This is a genomic window from Bordetella genomosp. 8 (genome assembly GCF_002119685.1).
In the GTDB taxonomy this organism is placed as follows: domain Bacteria; phylum Pseudomonadota; class Gammaproteobacteria; order Burkholderiales; family Burkholderiaceae_B; genus Bordetella_C.
In genome coordinates, this window is sequence record NZ_CP021108.1 from 3754105 (window position 1) to 3775360 (window position 21256).

The 21256-nt window shown below is 65.4% G+C and carries 21 protein-coding genes; 5 read left to right on the top strand and 16 right to left on the bottom strand.

The window, feature by feature from the left end; genetic code table 11:
• Nucleotides 1-201: 201 nt before the first annotated feature.
• The 4 genes from CAL12_RS17090 to CAL12_RS17105 form a co-directional block, all read right to left on the bottom strand.
• A complete protein-coding gene (locus tag CAL12_RS17090) occupies nucleotides 202-546 on the bottom strand; it encodes a DUF4148 domain-containing protein (RefSeq protein WP_086065733.1) in 345 nt (114 codons plus the stop codon).
• 175 nt (nucleotides 547-721) lie between these two features.
• Nucleotides 722-1531, bottom strand: a complete 810-nt coding sequence (locus tag CAL12_RS17095) for a TatD family hydrolase (RefSeq protein ID WP_086065734.1) — start codon at nucleotides 1529-1531, stop codon at nucleotides 722-724.
• A 25-nt stretch (nucleotides 1532-1556) separates the two neighbouring features.
• Nucleotides 1557-2231: an ABC transporter ATP-binding protein gene (locus CAL12_RS17100; RefSeq protein WP_086065735.1), complete on the bottom strand. Its 675-nt coding sequence runs from the start codon at nucleotides 2229-2231 to the stop codon at nucleotides 1557-1559.
• On the bottom strand, nucleotides 2224-3456 hold the full coding sequence (locus CAL12_RS17105; protein ID WP_232464912.1) for a lipoprotein-releasing ABC transporter permease subunit: 1233 nt from the start codon (nucleotides 3454-3456) through the stop codon (nucleotides 2224-2226). Before CAL12_RS17105 ends, CAL12_RS17100 begins: the two co-directional genes overlap by 8 nt.
• A gap of 101 nt (nucleotides 3457-3557) precedes the next feature.
• Here CAL12_RS17105 and CAL12_RS17110 point away from each other — a divergent pair, with 101 nt between their 5' ends.
• A complete protein-coding gene (locus CAL12_RS17110) occupies nucleotides 3558-4583 on the top strand; it encodes a hypothetical protein (protein WP_086065737.1) in 1026 nt (341 codons plus the stop codon).
• A complete protein-coding gene (gene recJ / locus CAL12_RS17115; protein ID WP_086065738.1) occupies nucleotides 4565-6265 on the top strand; it encodes a single-stranded-DNA-specific exonuclease RecJ in 1701 nt (566 codons plus the stop codon). Before CAL12_RS17110 ends, recJ begins: the two co-directional genes overlap by 19 nt.
• Before the next feature lie 10 nt (nucleotides 6266-6275).
• Here recJ and CAL12_RS17120 read toward each other — a convergent pair whose 3' ends face one another.
• Nucleotides 6276-7583: an MFS transporter gene (locus CAL12_RS17120; RefSeq protein ID WP_086065739.1), complete on the bottom strand. Its 1308-nt coding sequence runs from the start codon at nucleotides 7581-7583 to the stop codon at nucleotides 6276-6278.
• 226 nt (nucleotides 7584-7809) lie between these two features.
• Between CAL12_RS17120 and prfB the strand changes: the two genes are divergently transcribed.
• From prfB to lysS, 3 genes are all read left to right on the top strand, one after another.
• A protein-coding gene (gene prfB / locus CAL12_RS17125; RefSeq protein ID WP_157793021.1) for a peptide chain release factor 2 occupies nucleotides 7810-8914 on the top strand; the annotation gives its coding sequence in 2 pieces (ribosomal slippage) (nucleotides 7810-7890 and nucleotides 7892-8914; 1104 coding nt in all).
• 84 nt (nucleotides 8915-8998) lie between these two features.
• Nucleotides 8999-9754, top strand: a complete 756-nt coding sequence (locus CAL12_RS17130) for an SDR family oxidoreductase (RefSeq protein WP_086065740.1) — start codon at nucleotides 8999-9001, stop codon at nucleotides 9752-9754.
• Between the two features lie 8 nt (nucleotides 9755-9762).
• Complete coding sequence (lysS, locus tag CAL12_RS17135; RefSeq protein WP_086065741.1) at nucleotides 9763-11298, top strand: lysine--tRNA ligase; 1536 nt, start codon at nucleotides 9763-9765, stop codon at nucleotides 11296-11298.
• 76 nt (nucleotides 11299-11374) lie between these two features.
• Here the strand turns inward: lysS and CAL12_RS17140 are convergent, their stop codons facing one another.
• The 11 genes from CAL12_RS17140 to uvrB all read right to left on the bottom strand — a co-directional run bounded on the left by CAL12_RS17140 (nucleotide 11375) and on the right by uvrB (nucleotide 21208).
• Nucleotides 11375-12274 carry a methylglyoxal synthase gene (locus CAL12_RS17140; RefSeq protein ID WP_086065742.1) on the bottom strand — a complete coding sequence of 300 codons (900 nt, stop codon included), beginning with the start codon at nucleotides 12272-12274 and terminating at the stop codon, nucleotides 11375-11377.
• A gap of 90 nt (nucleotides 12275-12364) precedes the next feature.
• A complete protein-coding gene (iscX, locus tag CAL12_RS17145; RefSeq protein ID WP_086065743.1) occupies nucleotides 12365-12559 on the bottom strand; it encodes a Fe-S cluster assembly protein IscX in 195 nt (64 codons plus the stop codon).
• Nucleotides 12559-12900: an ISC system 2Fe-2S type ferredoxin gene (gene fdx, locus CAL12_RS17150; RefSeq protein ID WP_086067951.1), complete on the bottom strand. Its 342-nt coding sequence runs from the start codon at nucleotides 12898-12900 to the stop codon at nucleotides 12559-12561. The genes iscX and fdx overlap by 1 nt, the downstream gene beginning before the upstream one ends.
• A 65-nt stretch (nucleotides 12901-12965) precedes the next feature.
• Nucleotides 12966-14876 (bottom strand): Fe-S protein assembly chaperone HscA, encoded by a 1911-nt coding sequence (hscA, locus tag CAL12_RS17155; RefSeq protein WP_086065744.1) that lies wholly within the window; start codon nucleotides 14874-14876, stop codon nucleotides 12966-12968.
• A gap of 162 nt (nucleotides 14877-15038) precedes the next feature.
• Complete coding sequence (hscB, locus tag CAL12_RS17160; protein ID WP_232464554.1) at nucleotides 15039-15563, bottom strand: Fe-S protein assembly co-chaperone HscB; 525 nt, start codon at nucleotides 15561-15563, stop codon at nucleotides 15039-15041.
• Nucleotides 15560-15883, bottom strand: a complete 324-nt coding sequence (iscA, locus tag CAL12_RS17165) for an iron-sulfur cluster assembly protein IscA (protein ID WP_086065745.1) — start codon at nucleotides 15881-15883, stop codon at nucleotides 15560-15562. The genes hscB and iscA overlap by 4 nt, the downstream gene beginning before the upstream one ends.
• A gap of 1 nt (nucleotide 15884) precedes the next feature.
• Nucleotides 15885-16271, bottom strand: a complete 387-nt coding sequence (iscU, locus tag CAL12_RS17170) for a Fe-S cluster assembly scaffold IscU (RefSeq protein ID WP_086065746.1) — start codon at nucleotides 16269-16271, stop codon at nucleotides 15885-15887.
• Between the two features lie 78 nt (nucleotides 16272-16349).
• Nucleotides 16350-17561, bottom strand: a complete 1212-nt coding sequence (locus CAL12_RS17175) for an IscS subfamily cysteine desulfurase (protein WP_086065747.1) — start codon at nucleotides 17559-17561, stop codon at nucleotides 16350-16352.
• Nucleotides 17562-17582: 21 nt separating this feature from the next.
• Nucleotides 17583-18137, bottom strand: coding sequence for a Fe-S cluster assembly transcriptional regulator IscR (iscR, locus tag CAL12_RS17180; RefSeq protein WP_086065748.1), 555 nt, complete (start codon nucleotides 18135-18137; stop codon nucleotides 17583-17585).
• Nucleotides 18138-18428: 291 nt separating this feature from the next.
• Complete coding sequence (locus tag CAL12_RS17185; protein WP_066351875.1) at nucleotides 18429-18920, bottom strand: low molecular weight protein-tyrosine-phosphatase; 492 nt, start codon at nucleotides 18918-18920, stop codon at nucleotides 18429-18431.
• Between the two features lie 260 nt (nucleotides 18921-19180).
• The gene (gene uvrB, locus CAL12_RS17190) at nucleotides 19181-21208 is read right to left on the bottom strand and encodes an excinuclease ABC subunit UvrB (RefSeq protein WP_086065749.1); all 2028 of its coding nucleotides are present in this window, start codon (nucleotides 21206-21208) and stop codon (nucleotides 19181-19183) included.
• Nucleotides 21209-21256 lie beyond the last annotated feature (48 nt).

The window sequence follows — 21256 nt, forward strand, 5'->3', positions numbered from 1 at the left end:
CGCGGGGCCGGTACTGCACGAGAGGGCTACTACACAGCAACCCCGCCTCTCACCGGGGCAACCATGCGGACAGCAAATCCGCATGGCCAGGACTTCCTGGCCACACGTACTACGAAACACGCATGGCCCGAAAGCGAGCCGGACGGTCAGGGAAGCGCCTGGCGATCATTCATCCGCCAGACCGGTTCCCCACCAGGCGCATCAAGCGCCCTGGAACGGCTGGTTGTCGATGTCGCCGAAGGCGATGTCGGTGCTGCTGCCGGCATGGTCGACCGCGGCGGCGGCCACCTGCGCGCGCGTCACGCCGCTGTCCTGTTGGGCGACGAAGGGCGCGTTGTCGATATCACCGTTGTTGCCAGTCAAGCCGGCGCTGCGGGCTTGCTCCAGTTCAGCCAGCACCTGGGCGCGGCTGGCGCTGGCCTGGTCCTGGCCGTAGGTCCCTTGGAAGGGCTGGTTGTCCGTATCGCCGCGCGGGGTGCGGGCCTGGGCGGCGCCGATGGCGGCAAACGACAGAATGACGGCGGTGGCGATGGTCTTGATCTTCATGACGGTACTCCTGGTCCTGTTAGTTGGAAGGGCCGGACACCGTTTTTGCTCCGTGAGCGTGGTTCGCGGCGTCCGTTGCTGTTCCCCATGAACTGCATTCTGCGCCGCCAAGGACTAGGTATAAACCCGCATAAGCGGGAATGTTTTTTCCAAATTCCGTTGGAATCCGGGAGGATCAGGCGACGACCGGGACCAGGCGGGGCAATACCCGCAGGGCGGTTGCCGCCGTCCCTGCCGTCACCGCCGCCGCATCGGTGCCGCGCAGTTCCGCCAGCGCCTGTGCCACGCCGGCGACTTGCGCGGGCGTGTTGCGGCGATCGGGCTCGTGCAGCCATGCCGGCGGGATATCCGGCGAATCCGTTTCCAGGACCAGATGTTCCAATCCCAGTTGCTGCGCATGCCGGCGTATCTGCAGCGACCGCGGGAAAGTCATCGCGCCGCCTATCCCGAGCGCGAAGCCCAGGTCGACGAAACCGCGCGCCTGCTGTTCGCTGCCGTTGAAGGCATGCGCGATACCGCTACGCACGCCCGGCTGCCGGCGCAGGTGCTTGAGCACGATGTCCTGCGATCGACGGACATGCAACAGCACCGGCAGGCCGAATTCGGCCGCCAGGTCGAGTTGCGCGGCGTAATAACGCTCCTGTTTGTCGCGGGCTTCGCCGCTGGCGATTTCCTTGACGAAGAAATCGAGGCCGATTTCGCCGATGGCGACGAAGCGTGGATCGTCCATCGCCGCTTCGACGGCGTCACGCAGCGCCGTGAGATCGTCATCCCAGGCCGCGTTCACGAATAAGGGATGGATGCCCAAGGCATAGGCGCCGCCGGGCATGGCGTGCGCCAAGTCACGCACCGCCTGGAAATTCCCACGGCCCACGGCCGGGATCACCACCGCCCGCACGCCAACTTCGACGGCGCGGGCCACGACCTGCATGCGGTCCTGGTCGAACTCCTGGGCATCGAGATGGCAGTGGGTGTCGATCAGCATGGGGACTCCTGGTGCCCGTTTGCCGCTACACCAGACGGCCCTGCTCCATGGCGAGTTGCCGGTCGGCGCGGCTGGCCAGTTCGCGGTCGTGCGTGACGATAGCAAAGGCCGTACCCGATTCCTTGTTCACGCGGACCAGCAATTCGAACATGCTTTGCGCGGTATTCCGGTCCAGGTTGCCGGTGGGTTCGTCCGCCAGCACGCAGACCGGCCGTGTGACCAGCGCCCGGGCCAGGGCCACGCGCTGCCGTTCGCCGCCGGACAACTGCCCCGGAAAGTGCAACGCGCGCGCCGCCAGGCCGACTTGTTCGAGCACCGCCTGCGCCTGTTTGCGCGCGGCGTCGCGGTCCATGCGCCGCACGATCAGCGGCATCGCCACGTTGTCGAGCGCGGAGAACTCCGCCAGCAGATGATGGAATTGATAGACGAAGCCGAGCGCGCGGTTGCGCAGCGCGCTCTTGGCGCCCTCCGCCAGCCCGGCGGCATCGACGCCGTCGACCATCACGGTGCCGTGGCTCGGCACGTCCAGCAGCCCGAGTATGTGCAGCAGCGTGCTCTTGCCCGAGCCCGACGCGCCGACGATGGCCAGCATTTCACCCCGCCGGATCGACACGCTGACGTCGCGCAGGACCTCGATGCGCGCGGGACCTTCGTCGTACACCTTGGTCAGGTTTTCGGCATGCAGCGCGTAATCAGTCATGGCGCAGCACCTGGGCAGGTTGCAGGCGCGACGCGCGCCAGCTCGGGTATAGCGTGGCCAGCAGGGACAGCACCAGCGATGTCACGCCGATGGTGACGATGTCGGCCATCTCGGGATCCGACGGCAGTTCGCTGATGAAGTAGATCTGCCGCGGCAGGAAATGGATGCCCAGCAGGCGTTCGATGAACGGCACGATGGTCTCGATGTTGTAGGCGATCAGCATGCCGCCGACCACGCCCAGCAGCGTGCCCACGATGCCGATCAGCGCCCCCTGCACCAGGAAGATACGCGCGACCTCGCCGGGACTGGCCCCGAGGGTACGCAGGATGGCGATATCCGATTGCTTGTCCTTCACCGCCATGACCAGCGACGACAGCAGGTTGAAGGCGGCCACCGCGACGATCAGCGCCAGGATCAGGAACATCATGCGCTTTTCGGTCTGCACCGCGGCGAACCACGTCCGGTTGTTGCGCGTCCAGTCGCTGGCGGTGACGTAGGGCGGCAACTGCCTGGCCAGCTCGGCGGCGACCTGCGGCGCGCGCTGCATATCGTCGATGCGCAGGCGCACGCCGGCGGTGCCGCTGTCGCGGAACACCTTGGCCGCATCCTGATCGTCGACGAAGGCCAGCGAGGAATCGTATTCGTAATGCCCGGAGGAAAACACCCCCACCACCGTGAACTGGCGCATGCGCGGCGCGAATCCGGCGGGACTGATGGAGGCCTGCGGCGCCAGCAGCAGCACCGTGTCGCCCACCTGCAGGCCCAGGTCGGAGGCCAGGTCGCGGCCCAACACCACGCCGAACGACCCCGGCTTGAGGTCATCGAGCTTGCCGGCCACCATCTGCCGCGGGATATCCGACACGTGGCCTTCGGTTTGCGGATCGATACCGCGCACCTGCACGCCGCGCAGCGCCTGCCCACGCACCAGCATGCCCTGGGCCGCGACGAAAGGCGCCGCCGCACGGACTTCCTTGTTGCTCTCGGCCGCCTTGGCCAGGGCCTGCCACTGGTTCAGGATGTTCTCGGGATTGCCGCCCGGCACGTACAGCTCGATGTGCGGCAGCACCGAAAGCATGCGGTCGCGCACGTCTTTCTGGAAGCCGTTCATCACCGAAAGCACGATGATCAGCGCGGCTACGCCCAGGGCGATGCCCGCCATCGAACTGGCGGCGATGAACGATATGAAGCGGTCGCGACGCCCGCGACGCTGACGGATGCGGGCCATGCCCGCATAGCGGGCGCCTATCCACAATTCGTAAGGTATTTTCAGCACCCGCGCATTATGGCATTAACGGCCCCGCGACCGGGCGCACTACAATCCCGGCCATGCAAATCGTCCTTCCCGGCGTGCTGCCCCCCAGCGCGCCCATCGCCGCGGAGCTGGCCAAGCGGCTGCCCACGGTGGCCCCGACCCTGTACGCCTGGATGCGCCTTGGCGCCGGCCGGCAGGCTTCCTTCGATCCCCACGACCACGGCTGCACTCCTTATGAAGCATGGCGGCTGGAGCAGGCGGGTTTCCGCCCGGCCGCCGGACAGCCCATGGGCGCCGGCCTGGGGCCGTTGCTGGCGACCGAAGGCGACGACCATCCGGCGTCGGGCGACGAAGGCGTGGGCGCTCCCGCATCCGCGACGGCTGCCGGATCTTCCGCCGGCGAGCCGGTCTGGATTGCCGACCTTGCCCACATCGCCCTGGGCACCGACCGCGCCAGCCTGGTGCCCGCGCAGGCGCTGGAAGTGACCGCCGCCGAAGGCGCGGCCCTGTTCGAGTCCGCGCGCCCGCTATTCGACGGCACGCCATTCGACGCCATCCCACTGCGCCCATATCGCTGGCGCGTCGCCATTCCGGCCGGCATGGCGCTGCCCAGCGCCAGCCCGGACGTCGTGGCGGGCCAGCCGCTCAATACCTGGTGGACCCAGGACGCCTCGGCCCGCCCCTGGCGCCGCCTGCTCAATGAAATACAGATGGCCTGGTACGACCATCCCGTCAACGAGCAGCGCATGGCGCGCGGCCAACTGCCGGTCAACGGCATCTGGCTCTACGGCGGCGCCCTGCCCTGGCCGGCAACGCCGGCGGCTTCGGCCCCCGCCGCCGTGCCACCCGCCGCGCGGACCCTGCTCGCGGCGTCCCAGGCCGAGGATTGGGCGGCGTGGTTGCAGGCCATCGAACGCCTGGATGCCGAAACACTGAAGCCGCTGGCCGACGCCCAGGGCCATCCGCTGGAAGCGTTGAACCTGACGCTGCTGGGACGCGACCGCCGCGCCACCCTGGCGCTGCGGCCACGCCATCCGCTGCTGCGCTGGCTGCCGGCGCGCGAACAATCCTGGAGGGCCTGGTGGTCTCCCCCCGTCTGACCGTACGCTCCGGCGATCCATCCATCTGCCGCATGCTGGAAGCCGCCGGCATCCATCCCTTGCTGGCGCGCCTGTGGGCCGCGCGCGGCGTCGCGCATCCCGACCAGACCCGCCTGGCCTGGCCCGCGCTGGTGCCGCCCGCCCACCTGACCTGTGCGGACCAGGCGGCGGTGATCCTGGCCGATGCGATCCAGCGGCGGCTGCGCCTGCTTATCGTGGCCGACTACGACTGCGACGGCGCCACTGCCTGCGCCGTGGGGCTGCGGGCGTTGCGCGCCATGGGCGCCATCGTCGACTTCCTGGTCCCGAACCGCTTCGAAACCGGCTATGGCCTGTCGCCCGCCGTGGTGGAGCTAGCCTGCCATCATCACGCCGGCAAGCCCGACCTCATCGTCACCGTGGACAACGGCATCGCCAGCGTGGACGGCGTGGCCAGCGCCAATGCCGCCGGCATAGGCGTGCTGATCACCGATCACCACCTGCCGGGCGAGCGGCTACCCGACGCGCTGGCCATCGTCAATCCCAACCAGCCGGGCTGCGGTTTCCCATCCAAGAACCTGGCCGGCGTGGGGGTCATCTTCTACCTGATGCTGGCGCTGCGCGCGGAACTGCGCCGCCGCGGCGTCTATCCGCCCGACGGCGGCCCACGCCTGGATGCCCTGTCCGACCTGGTGGCGCTGGGCACGGTGGCCGACGTGGTCAAGCTCGATGCCAACAACCGCCTGCTCGTGACGCAGGGCCTGCAGCGCATACGCAGCGGCCGCATGCAGGCGGGGCTGCGCGCCTTGTATGCCGTGGCCGGCCGTGAGCCGCGCGCGGCCAACGCCTTCGACATGGGCTTCGCGCTGGGGCCGCGCATCAACGCCGCAGGCCGCCTGTCCGACATGAGCCTGGGCATCGAATGCCTGACGACGGACGATGAAGCGCGCGCGCTGGAAATCGCCCGCGAACTGGATATCATCAACCGCGATCGGCGCACGATCGAAGCAACGATGCGCGAACAGGCGATGGCCGCCATGCAGGATGCGCAAGCGGCCGCCGGCGCCACGGTTTGCGTCTATGACGACAGCTGGCACCAGGGCGTGGTCGGCCTGGTGGCCTCACGCCTCAAGGAGCAATTCTGGCGCCCCACCCTGGCGTTCGCGCCCGCGGGCGAGGATGAACTGCGCGGTTCGGGCCGCTCCATCCCGGACGTCCATCTGCGCGACGTGCTGGATCTGGTGTCCAAGCGCGACCCCACGCTGATCCGCAAGTTCGGCGGCCATGCCATGGCGGCGGGGCTGACCGTGGGCCGGAGCGACTTCCCCCGCTTCGCGCCGGCCTTCGAAGCCGCGGTGCGCGAACTGACGGGGCGGGACAATTTCGAGCCGGTGCTGGAGACCGATGGTTCGCTGGAATCGGGCTATGCCAACGCCGACGTTGCCGGCTTGCTGCAACAGCAGGTCTGGGGCTCGGGCTTCGCCGCGCCGCTGTTCCTGGACACGTTCCAGATCCGCGCGCAGCGGCTGCTGGGCGACAAGCACCTGAAGCTGACGCTGGAACGCGGCCACCAGCGCTTCGACGCCATCTGGTTCGGCCAGACGCGCCTGTTGCCGGAAACGGTGGATGTGGCCTACCGGCTGGAACAGAACGTCTGGAACGGCCGCGTGTCCGTGCAACTGGTGGTCGAACACGCGGCTTGATGAAGGCCGCCTAACGGTTCACCAGCTTGGCGGGTTGGGCCAGGGCGATCAGCGCGCCCGCGCACAGGCAGGCGGCCAAAACGTAGATACCGCTGTTGGTCGAACCCGTCGTGTCCTTCAGCCAGCCCACCAGATACGGGCTGATGAAGCCCGCCAGGTTGCTCACCGAATTGATCAGCGCGATCCCCGCGGCGGCCGCCGTCCCGCCCAGCACGGCGGTGGGCAGGCTCCAGAACAGCGGCAACACCGTGCAGATGCCCACGTTCGCCACGGTCAGCGCCAGGATGGCGATCCAGGTATTGCCGCTATACATGGCGGATACCACCAGCCCCACCGCCCCGATCAGCGAAGGAATCGCCAGGTGCCAGCGGCGCTCGTGCTGGCGGTCCGAACTGCGTGCGATCAGGATCATGCCGATGACCGCGAACAGGTTAGGCACCGCGGTCAGCAGCCCGATCATCAGCGGGTCCTGCACGCCGGTATTGCGGATCAGCGTAGGCATCCAGAAACCCACGCCGTACAGCCCCATGACGAAGGAAAAGTAAATGCTGGCCATGGCCCAGACGCGCGGCTTGGTCATCGCTTCGCGGATCGGCGGATCCTGCTTGGTTTTCTCTTCCGCCTCGATATTGCGGGCCAGCGTCGCGCGCTCGCTCTCGGTCAGCCATTTCGCCTGGCTGATGCGGTCGTCCAGGTACCACAGCACGACCAGGCCGATGACGATCGACGGCAGCCCTTCCAGGATGAACAGCCATTGCCAGCCGGCCATGCCATGGTCGCCGTGGAAGGTATGCATGATCCAGCCGGAAATGGGACCGCCGATCAATCCCGACAAAGGCACCGCGGTCATGAAAAACGTGGTGATGCGGCCGCGGCGCGCGTGCGGGAACCAGTAGGTCAGGTACAGGATGATGCCCGGGAAGAATCCGGCTTCCGCCAGGCCGAGCAGGAAGCGCAGCAGATAGAACATGCCGGGCGTCGTCACGAAGATCATCGCGGACGAAATGATGCCCCAGGTGATCATGATGCGCGCGATCCAACGGCGCGCGCCGACGCGATGCAGGATGATGTTGCTGGGCACTTCGAAGAGGAAATAGCCCAGGAAGAAAATCCCCGCGCCCAGTCCGTAGACCGTATCGCTGAATTGCAGGTCCTGCAGCATCTGCAGCTTGGCGAAACCCACGTTCACGCGGTCCAGGTAGGCGACCACGTAGCAGAGCACCAGGAAAGGCACCAGCCGCAAGGTCACCTTACGGTAGAGCGGATCTTCTGCGCTGGTCGCGGGCGCCGAAGCGCCGGGTGTCATGACGGTTTCCATGTCTCCTCCATTGCGGATGGTTATGTAAAGGCCAGCTCGCTGATCGCCCGGGCGCGCGCGTCGCGTCGCGCCGGGCGTGGCCGGCTTGTAAACCCCCGCAGGCTAGTCGGCCTTGCTGACTAAAACCTGAATAAAACCGCTGCGCCCGGCCCCCAAGGCAGGCTAAAATGTTCGGTTTTCGAAATTCAGCCAGACTCTGTGTCCAGAGTCGCAGCCAGGACCCATCATGGAAGCCGAACGCCAGAACCAGATCGCCGCCCGCCTCGCCGACTACGCGGAGCGCGAAAAGGCGCTACGGAGGTATCTTTGACTACGATGCCAAGTCCGAACGCCTGCAAGTCGTAAACGCCGAACTCGAAAACCCCGACGTCTGGAACGATCCCAAGCACGCCCAGGATCTGGGCCGTGAAAAGAAAAGCCTGGAAGATGTCGTCCAGACGCTGTCCGCGCTGGGCAGCGGGCTGGCGGACGCCGCCGAACTGTTCGAACTGGCCGCCTCCGACGAAGACGACGCCACGCTGCTGTCCATCGAAACGGACGCCGACGCCTTCCAGGAAAAACTCGAAGGCCTGGAATTCCGCCGCATGTTCGCCAATCCGGCGGATCCGCTGAACTGCTTCCTGGACATCCAGGCCGGCGCCGGCGGCACCGAAGCCCAGGATTGGGCGTCGATGCTGCTGCGCCAGTACCTGAAGTACTGCGAACGCAAAGGCTTCAAGGCCGAAGTCCTGGAAGAATCGGAAGGCGAAGTCGCCGGCATCAAGTCGGCCACCATCAAGGTGGAAGGCGAATACGCCTTCGGCTACCTGCGCACCGAGACCGGCGTGCATCGCCTCGTGCGCAAAAGCCCCTTCGACTCCTCCGGCGGACGCCATACCTCCTTCGCCAGCGTTTTCGTCTATCCGGAGATCGACGATTCCTTCGAAATCGAGATCAATCCGGCCGACCTGCGCGTGGACACCTACCGCGCCAGCGGCGCCGGCGGCCAGCACATCAACAAGACCGACTCCGCGGTCCGCATCACGCACATGCCCACCGGCATCGTGGTGCAATGCCAGAATGACCGGTCGCAGCACCGCAACCGCGCGGAAGCCATGCAGATGCTGAAGTCGCGCCTGTACGAACTGGAAATGCGCAACCGGATGGCCGAACAGCAGAAGCTGGAAGACTCCAAGACGGACGTCGGCTGGGGCCACCAGATCCGCTCCTACGTGCTGGACCAGAGCCGCATCAAGGATCTGCGCACCAACGTGGAAATCTCCAATACGCAGAAAGTCCTGGACGGCGACCTGGATCCTTTCATCCAGGCCAGCCTGAAACAGGGCGTCTGACGTTTCTTCCGACGTTTCTTCCGATTTACCGTTTGACGATCAGCAAGCCCCCCAACATCGACGTTCGCGCATAAAGGCCATTCCATGACCCAATCCGTAGTCGTTCTGACCGGCGCTTCCCGCGGCATCGGCGCCGCACTGGCGCGTCAGCTGGCCCAGCCGGGCACGCGCCTGATCACCCTGGCGCGGCGCCAGGATCCCGAACTGGCGGCCCATGCCTCGGCCCAGGGCGTGGAATTGGAACAGATCGCCGTCGACCTCGCGGATACGGCTGCCGCGACCGCGGTCGCGGCACGCGTGGCCGCTGGCTTGCCGCGCGACGCCAAGCGCTATGCGCTGATCAACAACGCCGGTACCGTGAACCCCGTCGCCTCGGTGGATACCCTGGACGACGCGGCAGCCATCAACCAGGCCCTGAACCTGAACGTCGTGGCGGTCATGCTGCTGACCTCGCGCTTCCTGGCAGCGACGCGCGACCTGCAAGCCGACCGCCGCGTGCTGAACATTTCCTCCGGCGCCGGCCGCAATCCGACCGCCGGCTGGGGCGTCTACTGCGCCACCAAGGCCGCACTGGACATGTACACGCGCGTCGCCAAGCAGGAACACGACGCCCATGGCGCCCGCTTCGTCTCGCTGGCGCCGGGCGTGGTCGATACCGACATGCAGGGCGTCATCCGCGGCAGCAACCCAGGCGCCTTCCCTGCCCTGCCGCGCTTCCAGGACCTGCACGCCAGCGGCAAGCTAGCCGCCCCGGCCGACGTCGCCGCGCGCATTGCCGCCTATCTGGAACGCGACGATTTCGGCAACACCGAAATCGACGACATCCGCAATTACAACTGATCCGTACCATGACCGACTCTTCGACCGCTCCCACCGCGCAGGACCTGGCTGGCCGCGATGAAAACCGCCTGATCGCCGAACGGCGAGCCAAACTGGCCAAACTGCGCGAAAGCGGCCCCGCCTTTCCGAACGACTTCACGCCCGACGCCCGCGCCGCTGACCTGCACGCGGCCTACGACGACACCGACCAGGAAGCCCTGGCCGCGATGGGCAAGGTGGTCAAGGTCGCTGGCCGCATGATGCTCAAGCGCGTCATGGGCAAGGCCAGCTTCGCCACGGTGCAGGACGCCAGCGGCCGCATCCAGATCTACCTGGACCGCGGCGTACTGGGCGACGACAGCTACGCGGCCTTCAAGCAGTGGGATATCGGCGACGTCATCGCGGTCGAAGGCTCGGTCTTCAAGACGAACAAGGGCGAACTTTCCATCCACGCGTCGCAGGCCCGCCTGCTTTCCAAGTCGCTGCGCCCCCTGCCCGACAAGTTCCACGGCGTGGCCGACCAGGAGCTGCGCTATCGCCAGCGCTACGTCGATCTGATCATGACCGACGCCACGCGACGCACCTTCGAGGCGCGTAGCAAGACGATAGGCGCGATACGCCAGTACATGCTGAATGCCGGCTTCCACGAAGTCGAAACGCCCATGCTGCATCCCATTCCGGGCGGGGCGTCGGCCAAGCCCTTCGTCACGCATCACAACGCGCTGGACATGGAAATGTTCCTGCGCATCGCGCCCGAGCTCTACCTGAAGCGCCTGATCGTCGGCGGCTTCGACCGCGTGTTCGAGGTCAACCGCAACTTCCGCAACGAAGGGGTCAGCCCGCGCCACAACCCCGAGTTCACCATGATGGAGTTCTACGCGGCCTACACCGATTACCGGTGGTTGATGGACTTCACGGAACAACTGATCCGCCAGGCGGCGATTGCCGCCACCGGCAGCGCCGTGCTGACCTACCAGGATCGCGAACTGGACCTGTCCCGGCCCTTCGACCGGCTGACGATCTGCGAAGCCATCCTGAAGTACGCGCCGGGGTACACCCAGGCCCAGTTGGACGACGCGGACTTCGTACGCGCCGAACTCAGGAAACTGAAGGTCGACGTCGACGCGCCGCCGCTGGCGCGCGCCGGCCTGGGCGCAATGCAGTTGGCGCTGTTCGAGGAAACCGCCGAGTCCTTGCTGTGGAATCCGACCTACATCATCGACTACCCGGTGGAAGTTTCGCCGCTGGCGCGCGCCTCGGATACGCGTCCGGGCATCACCGAACGCTTCGAGCTGTTCATCACCGGGCGCGAGATCGCCAACGGCTTTTCGGAGCTGAACGATCCGGAAGACCAGGCGGAGCGCTTCCGCGCCCAGGTGGAAGCCAAGGATGCCGGCGATGAAGAAGCCATGTACTACGACGCGGACTACATTCGCGCCCTGGAATACGGCATGCCGCCCACCGGCGGCTGCGGCATCGGCATCGACCGCCTGGTCATGCTGCTGACCGACAGTCCCAGCATTCGCGACGTCATCCTGTTCCCGCACCTGCGCCGCGAGGATTAAGCGCGAGGATTAAGCGCGAGGATTAAGCGCGACGATCAGGCGCGAGGACCAGCCACGATGGCGCCGGGCCTCGCCGCTACGCGGCGCCGGCTGCGGCGTCGCGCACCAGCACCGCCTGCGCCCAGCGGCGCGCCACCGCTGGCGACGTGGCGCAGGACGCCACCCGCGAAACCACCCGCACCGCGCGTTCCAGCAGTTGGATATCGGCCTCGTGCTGCCGCGCCACGTGCGGGTCTTCAAAAAAGATGACCCGTTGGCATTGCCGCTCCAGGACCAGCTCGGCGATCTGGGCGTCGCCCCCCAGCGGGCCGCTCAGGTAGCGATGCGTCCAGGGTTTGTCCCGGGGCCAGCCCCGCGACCACGCCAGATCGTTCAGGCGTCCCCCGGTCGTGCCGGTGGCGACCCGCCGCCTGAAGCGTGACAGCAGGTCGAAGTGCTGGTCCGCGAAGGCCACCATTTCGTCCTTCAACGCGTCATGGGCGACCAGCGCCAGCGTCTGCGCCGAAAAATCGAACAGCTCCGCCGCCGCCGGATCTGGGGCCAGGCCCGCGTGCAGGCGCTCCACTTCCATCCATTCGCGCGCCCCGGCCAGGGTGGAAATGAAAGGTTTGCCGTGCGTCACGCACTGGCGTTTAAGCGCCTGCGCTTCCGGAAACACGGATGATGGATCCACCGGATCGATGAAGTAGATGGCGCCGTCGAAAGGCACCGTGCCATCGCGCCCTTCCGTCACGCGCGCCACCAGCTTCATCAGGCCGCCTTCGCGGCCGTAGGGATAACGTATCAATCCCGCATAGCCCTGCAGCATCCCTTCGCGCGTGATTGCGTCGTGGGTGCGGCCCACGGTGTAGAGATGCACGCCCATCTCCCGGATGCTGGCCGAACAGGCCCTCAGCCAATCGAACAGCACGGCATCGGGAGTCTCGTGATGCAGCCGGTTCGCGGCCAGGCCGAAGTGCAGGATGGGAGCGGTCATGGGCGGGTGGAGGCGAACGAACGCACAATGTAAACGGGGCAGCTACGGATCATACCGCCGCTGCCCCGCGATCGACGTGACGCCGTTCCGTCAGTCCTGCTCTTCGATCCAGGCCTGCTGGATGGCTTCCAGGATCTTCTCGCCGCAACGTCCCGGATCGTCGTTGAATCCCGGCAGCGCCATTACCATGTCGCGCAGCGCCGTGAACCGTACCTGATTGGGGTCGACGTCAGGATGCGCGTCGGCCAGCGCCGCGGCGATATCGAACACATCGGTCCACTTCATCAGTGGTTCTCCTTGGCGTGATTGATCGTGTAGCGTGGGATTTCCACGGTCAGATCCTGGTCCGCGATCCTGGCCTGGCAGGACAGGCGCGAGGTCGACGTCAGGCCCCAGGCCTTGTCGAGCAGGTCCTCTTCCGAGTCGCTCGCCTCTTCCAGCGATTGATAGCCCTGGCGGACGACGACGTGGCAGGTCGTGCATGCGCAGGACAGCTCGCAGGCGTGCTCGATTTCGACGTCATGATCCAGCAGGACCCGACAGATCGAAACCCCACTGGGCGCGTCCTCGATGACTTTTCCTTCGGGACAGACATCGGGATGCGGCAATACGGTCAGTTTCGGCATGATGGGATAGGAAAGGTGTCTTGCTGGGTCCGCCCCGCCGCCCGAAGGCCGCGGGTCGCGGACCATCAGCTCAGTTCATCCAGTTTGCGGCCCGACAAGGCCTTGCGGATACTGCGATCCATGCGGCGGGCGGCGAAGGCGTCTGTCGCTTCGGACAGCGCGCTGACGGCGGCGCGCACCTGCTCCAGGTCATCCCCGTCGCGCACCGAGTCGGCGCGCGCCAGGGCTTCGTCCACGTGTGCGCGTTCGCCATCGTCCAGCAAGTCGCCGTCGACGGCCAGGGCCGCGCGCACCGATTCCACCAGTTGGCGTGCTTCGACCTGCTGCTCGCGCAGCATGCGCGCGCGCGCATCCGCGTCGGCCTGGTCGATGCTGTCGGCCAGCATGCGGGTAATGTCGTCGTCGGACAGCCCGTACGACGGCTTCACCGTCACGGAGGCTTCGACCCCCGTGGTCTGCTCGCGGGCGGTGACGCCCAGCAGCCCGTCCGCATCGACCTGGAAGGTCACGCGGATGCGCGCGGCGCCCGCCACCATGGGAGGAATCCCGCGCAATTCGAACCGCGCCAGCGAACGGCATGCGGATACCAGTTCCCGCTCGCCCTGCACCACGTGGATGCTCATGGCGCCCTGACCGTCCTTGAACGTCGTGAACTCCTGGGCCCGCGCCACCGGTATCGTGCTGTTGCGGGGAATGATGCGCTCCACCAGCCCACCCATGGTTTCCAGGCCCAGCGACAGCGGAATGACGTCCAGCAGCAGCCAGTCTTCTCCCGCCATGCGGTTGCCCGCCAGCAGGTTGGCTTGCAAGGCAGCGCCCAGGGCCACGACCTGGTCAGGATCCAGATCGGTCAGCGGCGGCTGGCCGAACAGCTCGCCGACCGCGCGGCGCACGACCGGCGTGCGGGTGGCGCCGCCCACCATCACCACGCCCCGCACGTCCGCCGGCTGCAGGTTGGCGTCCCGCAAGGCGCGGCGCGCGCAATCCAGCGTGCGCTCGATCAGGGGCGCGGCCATGGTTTCGAACTGCCCGCGGGTGAGCGGCACATCCACGGCGGTGCCGTCCTGCAGCTGGAAGCTGACCAGCGTTTCATCGGCATCGGACAAGCGCTCGCGCGCCGCGCGCGCGGCCACCAGCAGCGCGCGGCGATCATGGCGGGACCAGCCAGCCGACCCCGCCACCGCCTCGGTGACCCGCTGCGCGATCAGGGCGTCGAAGTCATCGCCGCCCAGTGCGGTATCGCCCCCTGTGGCAACGACTTCGAACACACCCTTGGTCAGGCGAAGAATGGATACGTCGAAGGTACCGCCACCCAGGTCGTAGACGGCATAGACTCCTTCGGCGGCATTTTCCAGTCCGTAGGCGATGGCGGCGGCGGTCGGCTCGTTCAGCAGGCGCAGCACGTTCAGCCCGGCCAGCCTGGCGGCATCGCGCGTCGCCTGCCGTTGGGCATCGTCGAAATACGCGGGCACGGTGATGACCGCGCCCACCAGTTCATCGCCGAGCGCCGCTTCGGCGCGGCTGCGCAGTCGCGCCAGGATATGGGAAGACACTTCCACGGGCGTGAGGTCGCCATGCGCGGTGCGCAGCCGGACGGTGCCGGACGCTCCCGCGCCGGACGTTTCTGTGCCTGGCGTGCCCACGCCGGGCGCGTCCACGAAGTCATAGGCGCTGCCCGAGGCGCGCGCTTCCTCCGTGGTACGGCCCATGAAGCGCTTCACCGACACGATGGTATTGCTGGGATCTTCCGCCTGCGCACCCAGCGCATCGTGCCCCACGATCGGCTGGCGATCGCTGAAATAACGCACCGCCGATGGCAGCAGCGCACGCCCGGACTCATCGAGCAGAACCTCGGGCACGCTGCTGCGCACCGTCGCCACCAGCGAATTGGTCGTGCCCAGGTCTATCCCCACCGCCAGCTTGCGCTGATGCGGCGCGGGCGATTCACCCGGTTCTGAAATCTGCAATAAAGCCATGGTTGGGTTCTATCGATTTATGAGTTGCGGCGCGACCCCGGCCGACGGCGGCGATTGTAGGCGGAGAAAGCCCGGGAACGTGTAGTACGAGTCCAGGCCCTGTGACTTGGCCGGTCGCACCTAGCCGGCCGCACCTGGCCGGTCGCACCTGGCCGGCCACACCTAGCCGGCAGCCTGCGCCAGTTCCTGGCTGATCTTGCGCACGAACATCCATTCGCGCACCTTGAGCGCGGCCGCGGCGGCATCGCCCTGCTGGTCCAGCAGCCGGCCGACCTGCTGGTGCAAGGCGGCCTCCGCTTCACGCAGCTCGCTATCGAGCGCGGCGGCCGCCGCCCCCGCGCCACCCTGCTCGCGAACGTCATCCAGCATTTCGCGCCAGGCCATCTGCTGCATCAGGAACGCCGCGTCCATCGACGTATTGCTTTCCGTCTGCAGGTCGACACCGGCCCGTTCGCAAAGATAACGGGCCCGCAGCAAGGGATCGCGCAATTGCCGGTAAGCCTCGTTGGCCCGCGCCGCCCATTGCATGGCGACACGGCGTTCCGCAGGCGATGCGGTCGCATAGCGATCCGGATGCACGCGCGCGGCAACCTCGCGCCAGGCCTGTTCCAGTTGCGTGGTATCGATGTCGAAACGCGACGGCAGGCCGAACAGCGAGAAATGGTCGTCCACGGTCGCGGAATTCAAACCGTGAAAGACTCGCCGCAGCCGCAGGTCGCCTTTTCGTTGGGGTTGTGGAACTTGAACCCTTCGTTCAGCCCTTCACGCGCGTAGTCGAGTTCAGTGCCGTCGATATACGACAGGCTCTTGGGATCGACAAACACCTTCACGCCATGGCTTTCGAACACCTGGTCGGCGGCGTCGGGCTCATCCACATACTCCAGCTTGTAGGCCATGCCCGAACAGCCGGTTGTCCTGACGCCCAGGCGCAGGCCCAACCCTTTGCCGCGGCGCTGCAGATAACGGCTGATGTGGTTTGCCGCTTGGGGGGTCAGAGTGACAGCCATATCAGCTCCGCGTGTGCTTCTCTTTGTAGTCCTTGACGGCCGCCTTGATGGCGTCTTCCGCCAGGATGGAACAGTGGATCTTGACGGGCGGCAGCGCCAGTTCTTCGGCGATCTGGGTATTGCGGATGTTCATCGCTTCGTCCAGCGTCTTGCCCTTGACCCATTCGGTCACCAGCGAGCTCGACGCGATCGCCGAACCGCAGCCGTACGTCTTGAAGCGCGCATCTTCGATCACGCCGCTGGCGTTGACCTTGATCTGCAGCTTCATCACGTCGCCACAGGCGGGCGCACCCACCATCCCGGTACCCACGGACTCGTCGCCTTTCTCGAAAGAACCGACGTTGCGCGGGTTTTCGTAGTGATCCAGAACCTTTTCGCTATATGCCATGATGTTTCTCCCCTTCGCCAGGCGAAGGCAACTCGTACTGGTTCGTGCCGGAAGGCCGGCACCGGACTATCTTCGATATCAGTGCGCGGCCCACTGCACGCTGTTCAGGTCGACGCCATCCTTGGCCATCTCCCAAAGCGGCGACATATCGCGCAGCTTGCCAACCCGCTTCTTCAACAGGTCGACGGTGAAGTCGATTTCCTGCTCGGTGGTGAAACGGCCGATCGTAAAGCGGATCGAGCTATGGGCCAATTCGTCGTTGCGACCAAGCGCGCGCAGCACGTACGACGGCTCCAGGCTGGCGGAGGTACAGGCCGATCCACTGGAGACCGCCAGTTCCTTGACCGCCATGATCAAGGACTCGCCTTCGACATAGTTGAAGCTGACGTTCAGGTTGTGCGGCACGCGGCGATCCATGTCGCCGTTCAGGTAGACCTCTTCGATTTCCGACAGGCCAGACCACAGGCGATCGCGCAGCATGCGGATGCGCTCGTTTTCGGTACCCATTTCTTCCCGCGCCAGGCGGAAGGCTTCGCCCATGCCGACGATCTGGTGGGTAGGCAGCGTGCCCGAGCGGAATCCACGCTCGTGGCCGCCGCCGTGCATCTGCGCTTCGATGCGCACACGCGGCTTGCGACGCACGTACAGCGCGCCGATGCCCTTGGGACCGTAGGTCTTGTGCGCCGAGAACGACATGAGATCGACCTTCAGTTTTTGCAGGTCGATTTCCACCTTGCCGGTCGCCTGCGCGGCATCGACATGGAAAATGATGTTCCGCTCGCGGCAGATTTCACCCAGCGTTTCGATATCCTGGATGACGCCGATTTCGTTGTTCACCATCATCACGGATACCAGCACGGTATCCGGCCGCAGCGCGGCCTTGAACACGTCCAGGTCGATCAGGCCATTGTCCATCACGTCCAGATACGTGACTTCGAACCCCAGGCGTTCCAATTCGCGCGTCGTGTCCAGCACGGCCTTGTGCTCGGTCTTGACCGTGATGATGTGCTTGCCGCGTTCCTTGTAGAAGTTCGCCGCGCCCTTGATAGCCAGGTTATCGGATTCCGTGGCGCCCGACGTCCAGATGATTTCGCGGGGGTCGGCGTTCACCAGCTTGGCCACTTCTTCGCGGGCGCGTTCCACCGCGTCCTCCGCTTCCCAGCCGATCGAATGGCTGCGCGACGCGGGGTTGCCGAAGTTCTCGTACAGCCACGGCACCATTTTGTCCACTACACGCGGGTCGACCGGCGTCGTGGCGGAATAGTCGAGGTAAATGGGACGGGTAGTCATGTCGTACAGCTCCTGGTTTTCTTATACGGTGGCGGACGCGCCGGGCTGCGCCGCGGCGTTGCCGGAACATGCGGTGGCCACGCCGGCGCCGTTCGTCATGCGGTTGACGCGCACCGTGCCGTTCTGCGCCTGATTGTTGGCTTCCTGCAATTGGCGCACGCGCTGCTGATCCACCAGATCCTGCAGCGACACCGAATCCAGGTAATCCACCATTTTGCGATTCAGCGTGGCCCAGAGCTCGTGCGTCATGCACTTGCCGGACTTGCCGTCCTTGCCGCTGCTACAGTCCTGCTTGCCGCCACAGCTGGTGGCGTCCAGGGGTTCGTCGACAGCGAAAATGATGTCGGCCACCGTGACGTTGCGCGCCAGGCGCGCCAGCGAGTAACCGCCGCCCGGTCCGCGCACGCTATCCACGAGTTCGTGGCGGCGCAGCTTGCCGAACAGCTGTTCGAGGTAGGAAAGGGAAATGTTTTGGCGCTGGCTGATGGCCGCCAGCGTGACCGGCCCGCTATGCTGACGCATCGCAAGATCGATCATGGCGGTCACGGCGAAACGTCCTTTGGTAGTCAGCCGCATATCAAGGTTTCCTGTATAGCCAGAGGCCCGGCACGGCCGGGGGCGCAATACCTGAGTAATTGCCTCAAGTATAGCCTATTCCCGACTAATTTGCTATGAAACCCTGCCGCCGGTAGGGATGAGCAGCCCCCAGGAGGAAACGATGCGGTGGCGAAGAAACGCAAAACCCAATGCAAAACCGCACGCGGCGTTCGCGTGCGGTTCAGCTGGACGGGTCGACAGAGTGACCCGAAGAACCCGAGCCGCCCGTAGACGGGCAGGAGCGGCCGAATTAACAGCGCCGCCCGGAGGCTATGCAGCCTGGTATTGGGTAGCGCGCTTGCGCACCAATTCCAGGACGCCCTGACAGGCGTCTTCCAGATAATCCAGCACTTTGCCAAACCCTTCGGGGCCGCCATAGTACGGATCCGGCACCGTGGCTTCTTCGAATTCGTTGGCGAACCGCATGAGCAACATCAGCTTGTGCTGATATGCCTTGGGGCACTGCTGCTGCAGCGCGGACAGGTTTTCCCAGTCCATCGCGAGGATGAGATCGAATTCACGGAAATCGTCGGGCGTGACCTGACGCGCCTCGCAATGCGTGATCTCGTAGCCGCGCTTTCGGGCGGCGGCTTGGGCCCGGGCGTCGGGCGCTTCACCAATGTGAAAGGCATGTGTACCGGCGGAATCGATCCGCACGACATCGCCCAGACCGGCATCATTCACCAGCCGGCGGAACACGCCTTCTGCGCTCGGCGAGCGACAGATGTTGCCCATGCAAACGAAAAGTACCTTGGTCATCATGCTTAACAGTCTGCGGGAAAACCCGCAATTAGGCAAGCTTTTTTTCTGGGAAACCCATAGGCTTCGCAGCCGTCTGGGCAGCGAAAAAATCCATTCGAATTAGGGTCTTATAGCGGAAATCTAATAAACCGATTGATATTACCTAAGCCAGTATTCGGCCCCAATTCAATGCCCGCCGACGCGGCGCCGCAACACGCAAAGATGTCAGACTTATTGCCACGGCGTGACTGTGGTACGACACCTGGCGCCGAGCGCCAGGCTTAACGCGCGCCATCCAGCAACACCCGTTCCTTGAGCGCGTTCAGGGCATCTCGCGCCGCCGCGGCCTGTTCGAATTCCAGGTTGCGCGCATGGTCCATCATCGACTTTTCCAAGCGCCGGATTTCGCGCGCCAGCGCCTTTTCGTCCGTCAACAGCTCCGCCGGCAACGCATCCTCGATCGTGGGGTGCTGGATCGGAGCCACCACGCCGTCGATCAGTTCGCGGACGGCCTTCTGCACGCCTCGGGCGGTAATGCCGTGGGCCAGGTTGAATTCCTCCTGCTTCTTGCGCCGGCGCTCCGTTTCGCCGATGGCGCGATGCATGGAATCCGTGACCCGGTCGGCGTAGAGAATGGCCCTGCCGTTGATATTGCGCGCCGCCCGGCCTATGGTCTGGATCAGGCTGCGCTCGGACCGCAGGAAGCCTTCCTTGTCGGCGTCCAGGATGGCGACCAGGGACACTTCCGGTATATCCAGGCCTTCCCGCAGCAGGTTGATGCCGACCAGGACGTCGAAGGTGCCCAGGCGCAGGTCGCGGATGATTTCCACCCGTTCCACCGTATCGATATCCGAATGCAGATACCGCACCCGCACTCCGTGCTCGGCCAGGAAGTCCGTCAGGTCTTCGGCCATGCGCTTGGTGAGCGTGGTCACCAGGACGCGCTCGGACTGGGCCACGCGCAGCTTGATTTCGCCCAGGAGATCGTCCACCTGGGTACGCGCGGGGCGTACCTCCACGATGGGGTCGACCAATCCGGTGGGCCGGACGACCTGCTCGACCACGTTGTCGGCGTGCTCCTGTTCATAATTCGACGGCGTCGCGGATACGAATACGCACTGGCGCATGCGGGCTTCGAATTCCTGCAGCTGCAGCGGCCGGTTATCCAGGGCGGAAGGCAGGCGGAACCCATATTGCACCAGGGTTTCCTTGCGCGCGCGGTCGCCACGGTACATCCCGCCCAGCTGGCCGATCGTCACGTGGCTTTCGTCGATGAACATGAGCGCATCGGCGGGCAGGTAATCGATCAATGTGGGCGGCGGCTCGCCCGGGGCGGCGCCGGACAAATGACGGGAATAGTTTTCGATGCCCTTGCAGAACCCCAGCTCCTGCAGCATTTCCAGATCGAACCGCGTGCGCTGTTCCAGCCGCTGGGCTTCCACCAGCTTGCTCTGCGAGGTGAAAAACTGGAGCCGCTCGCGCAGCTCTTCCTTGATGGTTTCGATCGCCCGCAGCACGGTATCGCGCGGCGTAACGTAGTGCGATCCGGGATAGACCGTAAAGCGCGGCACCTTTTGCCGCACCTTGCCCGTCAATGGATCGAACAATTCCAGCGTTTCGACTTCATCGTCGAACAGCGTCGCGCGCAAGGCGAGTTCAGGGCTTTCCGCCGGGAAGATGTCGATGGTTTCGCCGCGCACCCGAAACACCCCGCGCGTGAAGTCCGCATCGTTGCGCGTGTACTGCATCGCCACCAGGCGCGCCAGGATCTCGCGCCGCGATATGCGATCGCCCGCGCGCAGGATGAGTACCATGGCGTGGTAATCGCCAGGATTGCCGATACCGTAAATACACGACACGGTGCCGACGATGACCGTATCGCGGCGCTCCAGCAGGCTTTTCGTGGCCGACAGCCGCATCTGCTCGATATGCTCGTTGATGGACGAGTCCTTTTCGATAAACAGATCGCGCGTCGGCACGTAGGCCTCAGGCTGATAGTAGTCGTAGTACGAAACAAAATACTCGACCGCGTTCTTGGGAAAGAACTCGCGCATTTCGGCATACAACTGCGCCGCCAGTGTCTTGTTCGGCGCGAGCACAAGCGCCGGCCGCCCCAGGCGGGCGATGACGTTGGCCATCGTGTAGGTCTTGCCGGAGCCGGTGACGCCCAGCAGAGTCTGGTACATCAGGCCGTCCCGCACGCCATCCACCAGGGCTCCTATGGCGCCAGGCTGGTCGCCAGCCGGCGGATACGGCTGATAGAGCTGAAAAGGACTATCCGGAAATTCGACGAATCCAGTGTCGGTCATGCTAGACTGTCTCAGGGTAAACCCCCCATTATCCGCCGCATATCCGGC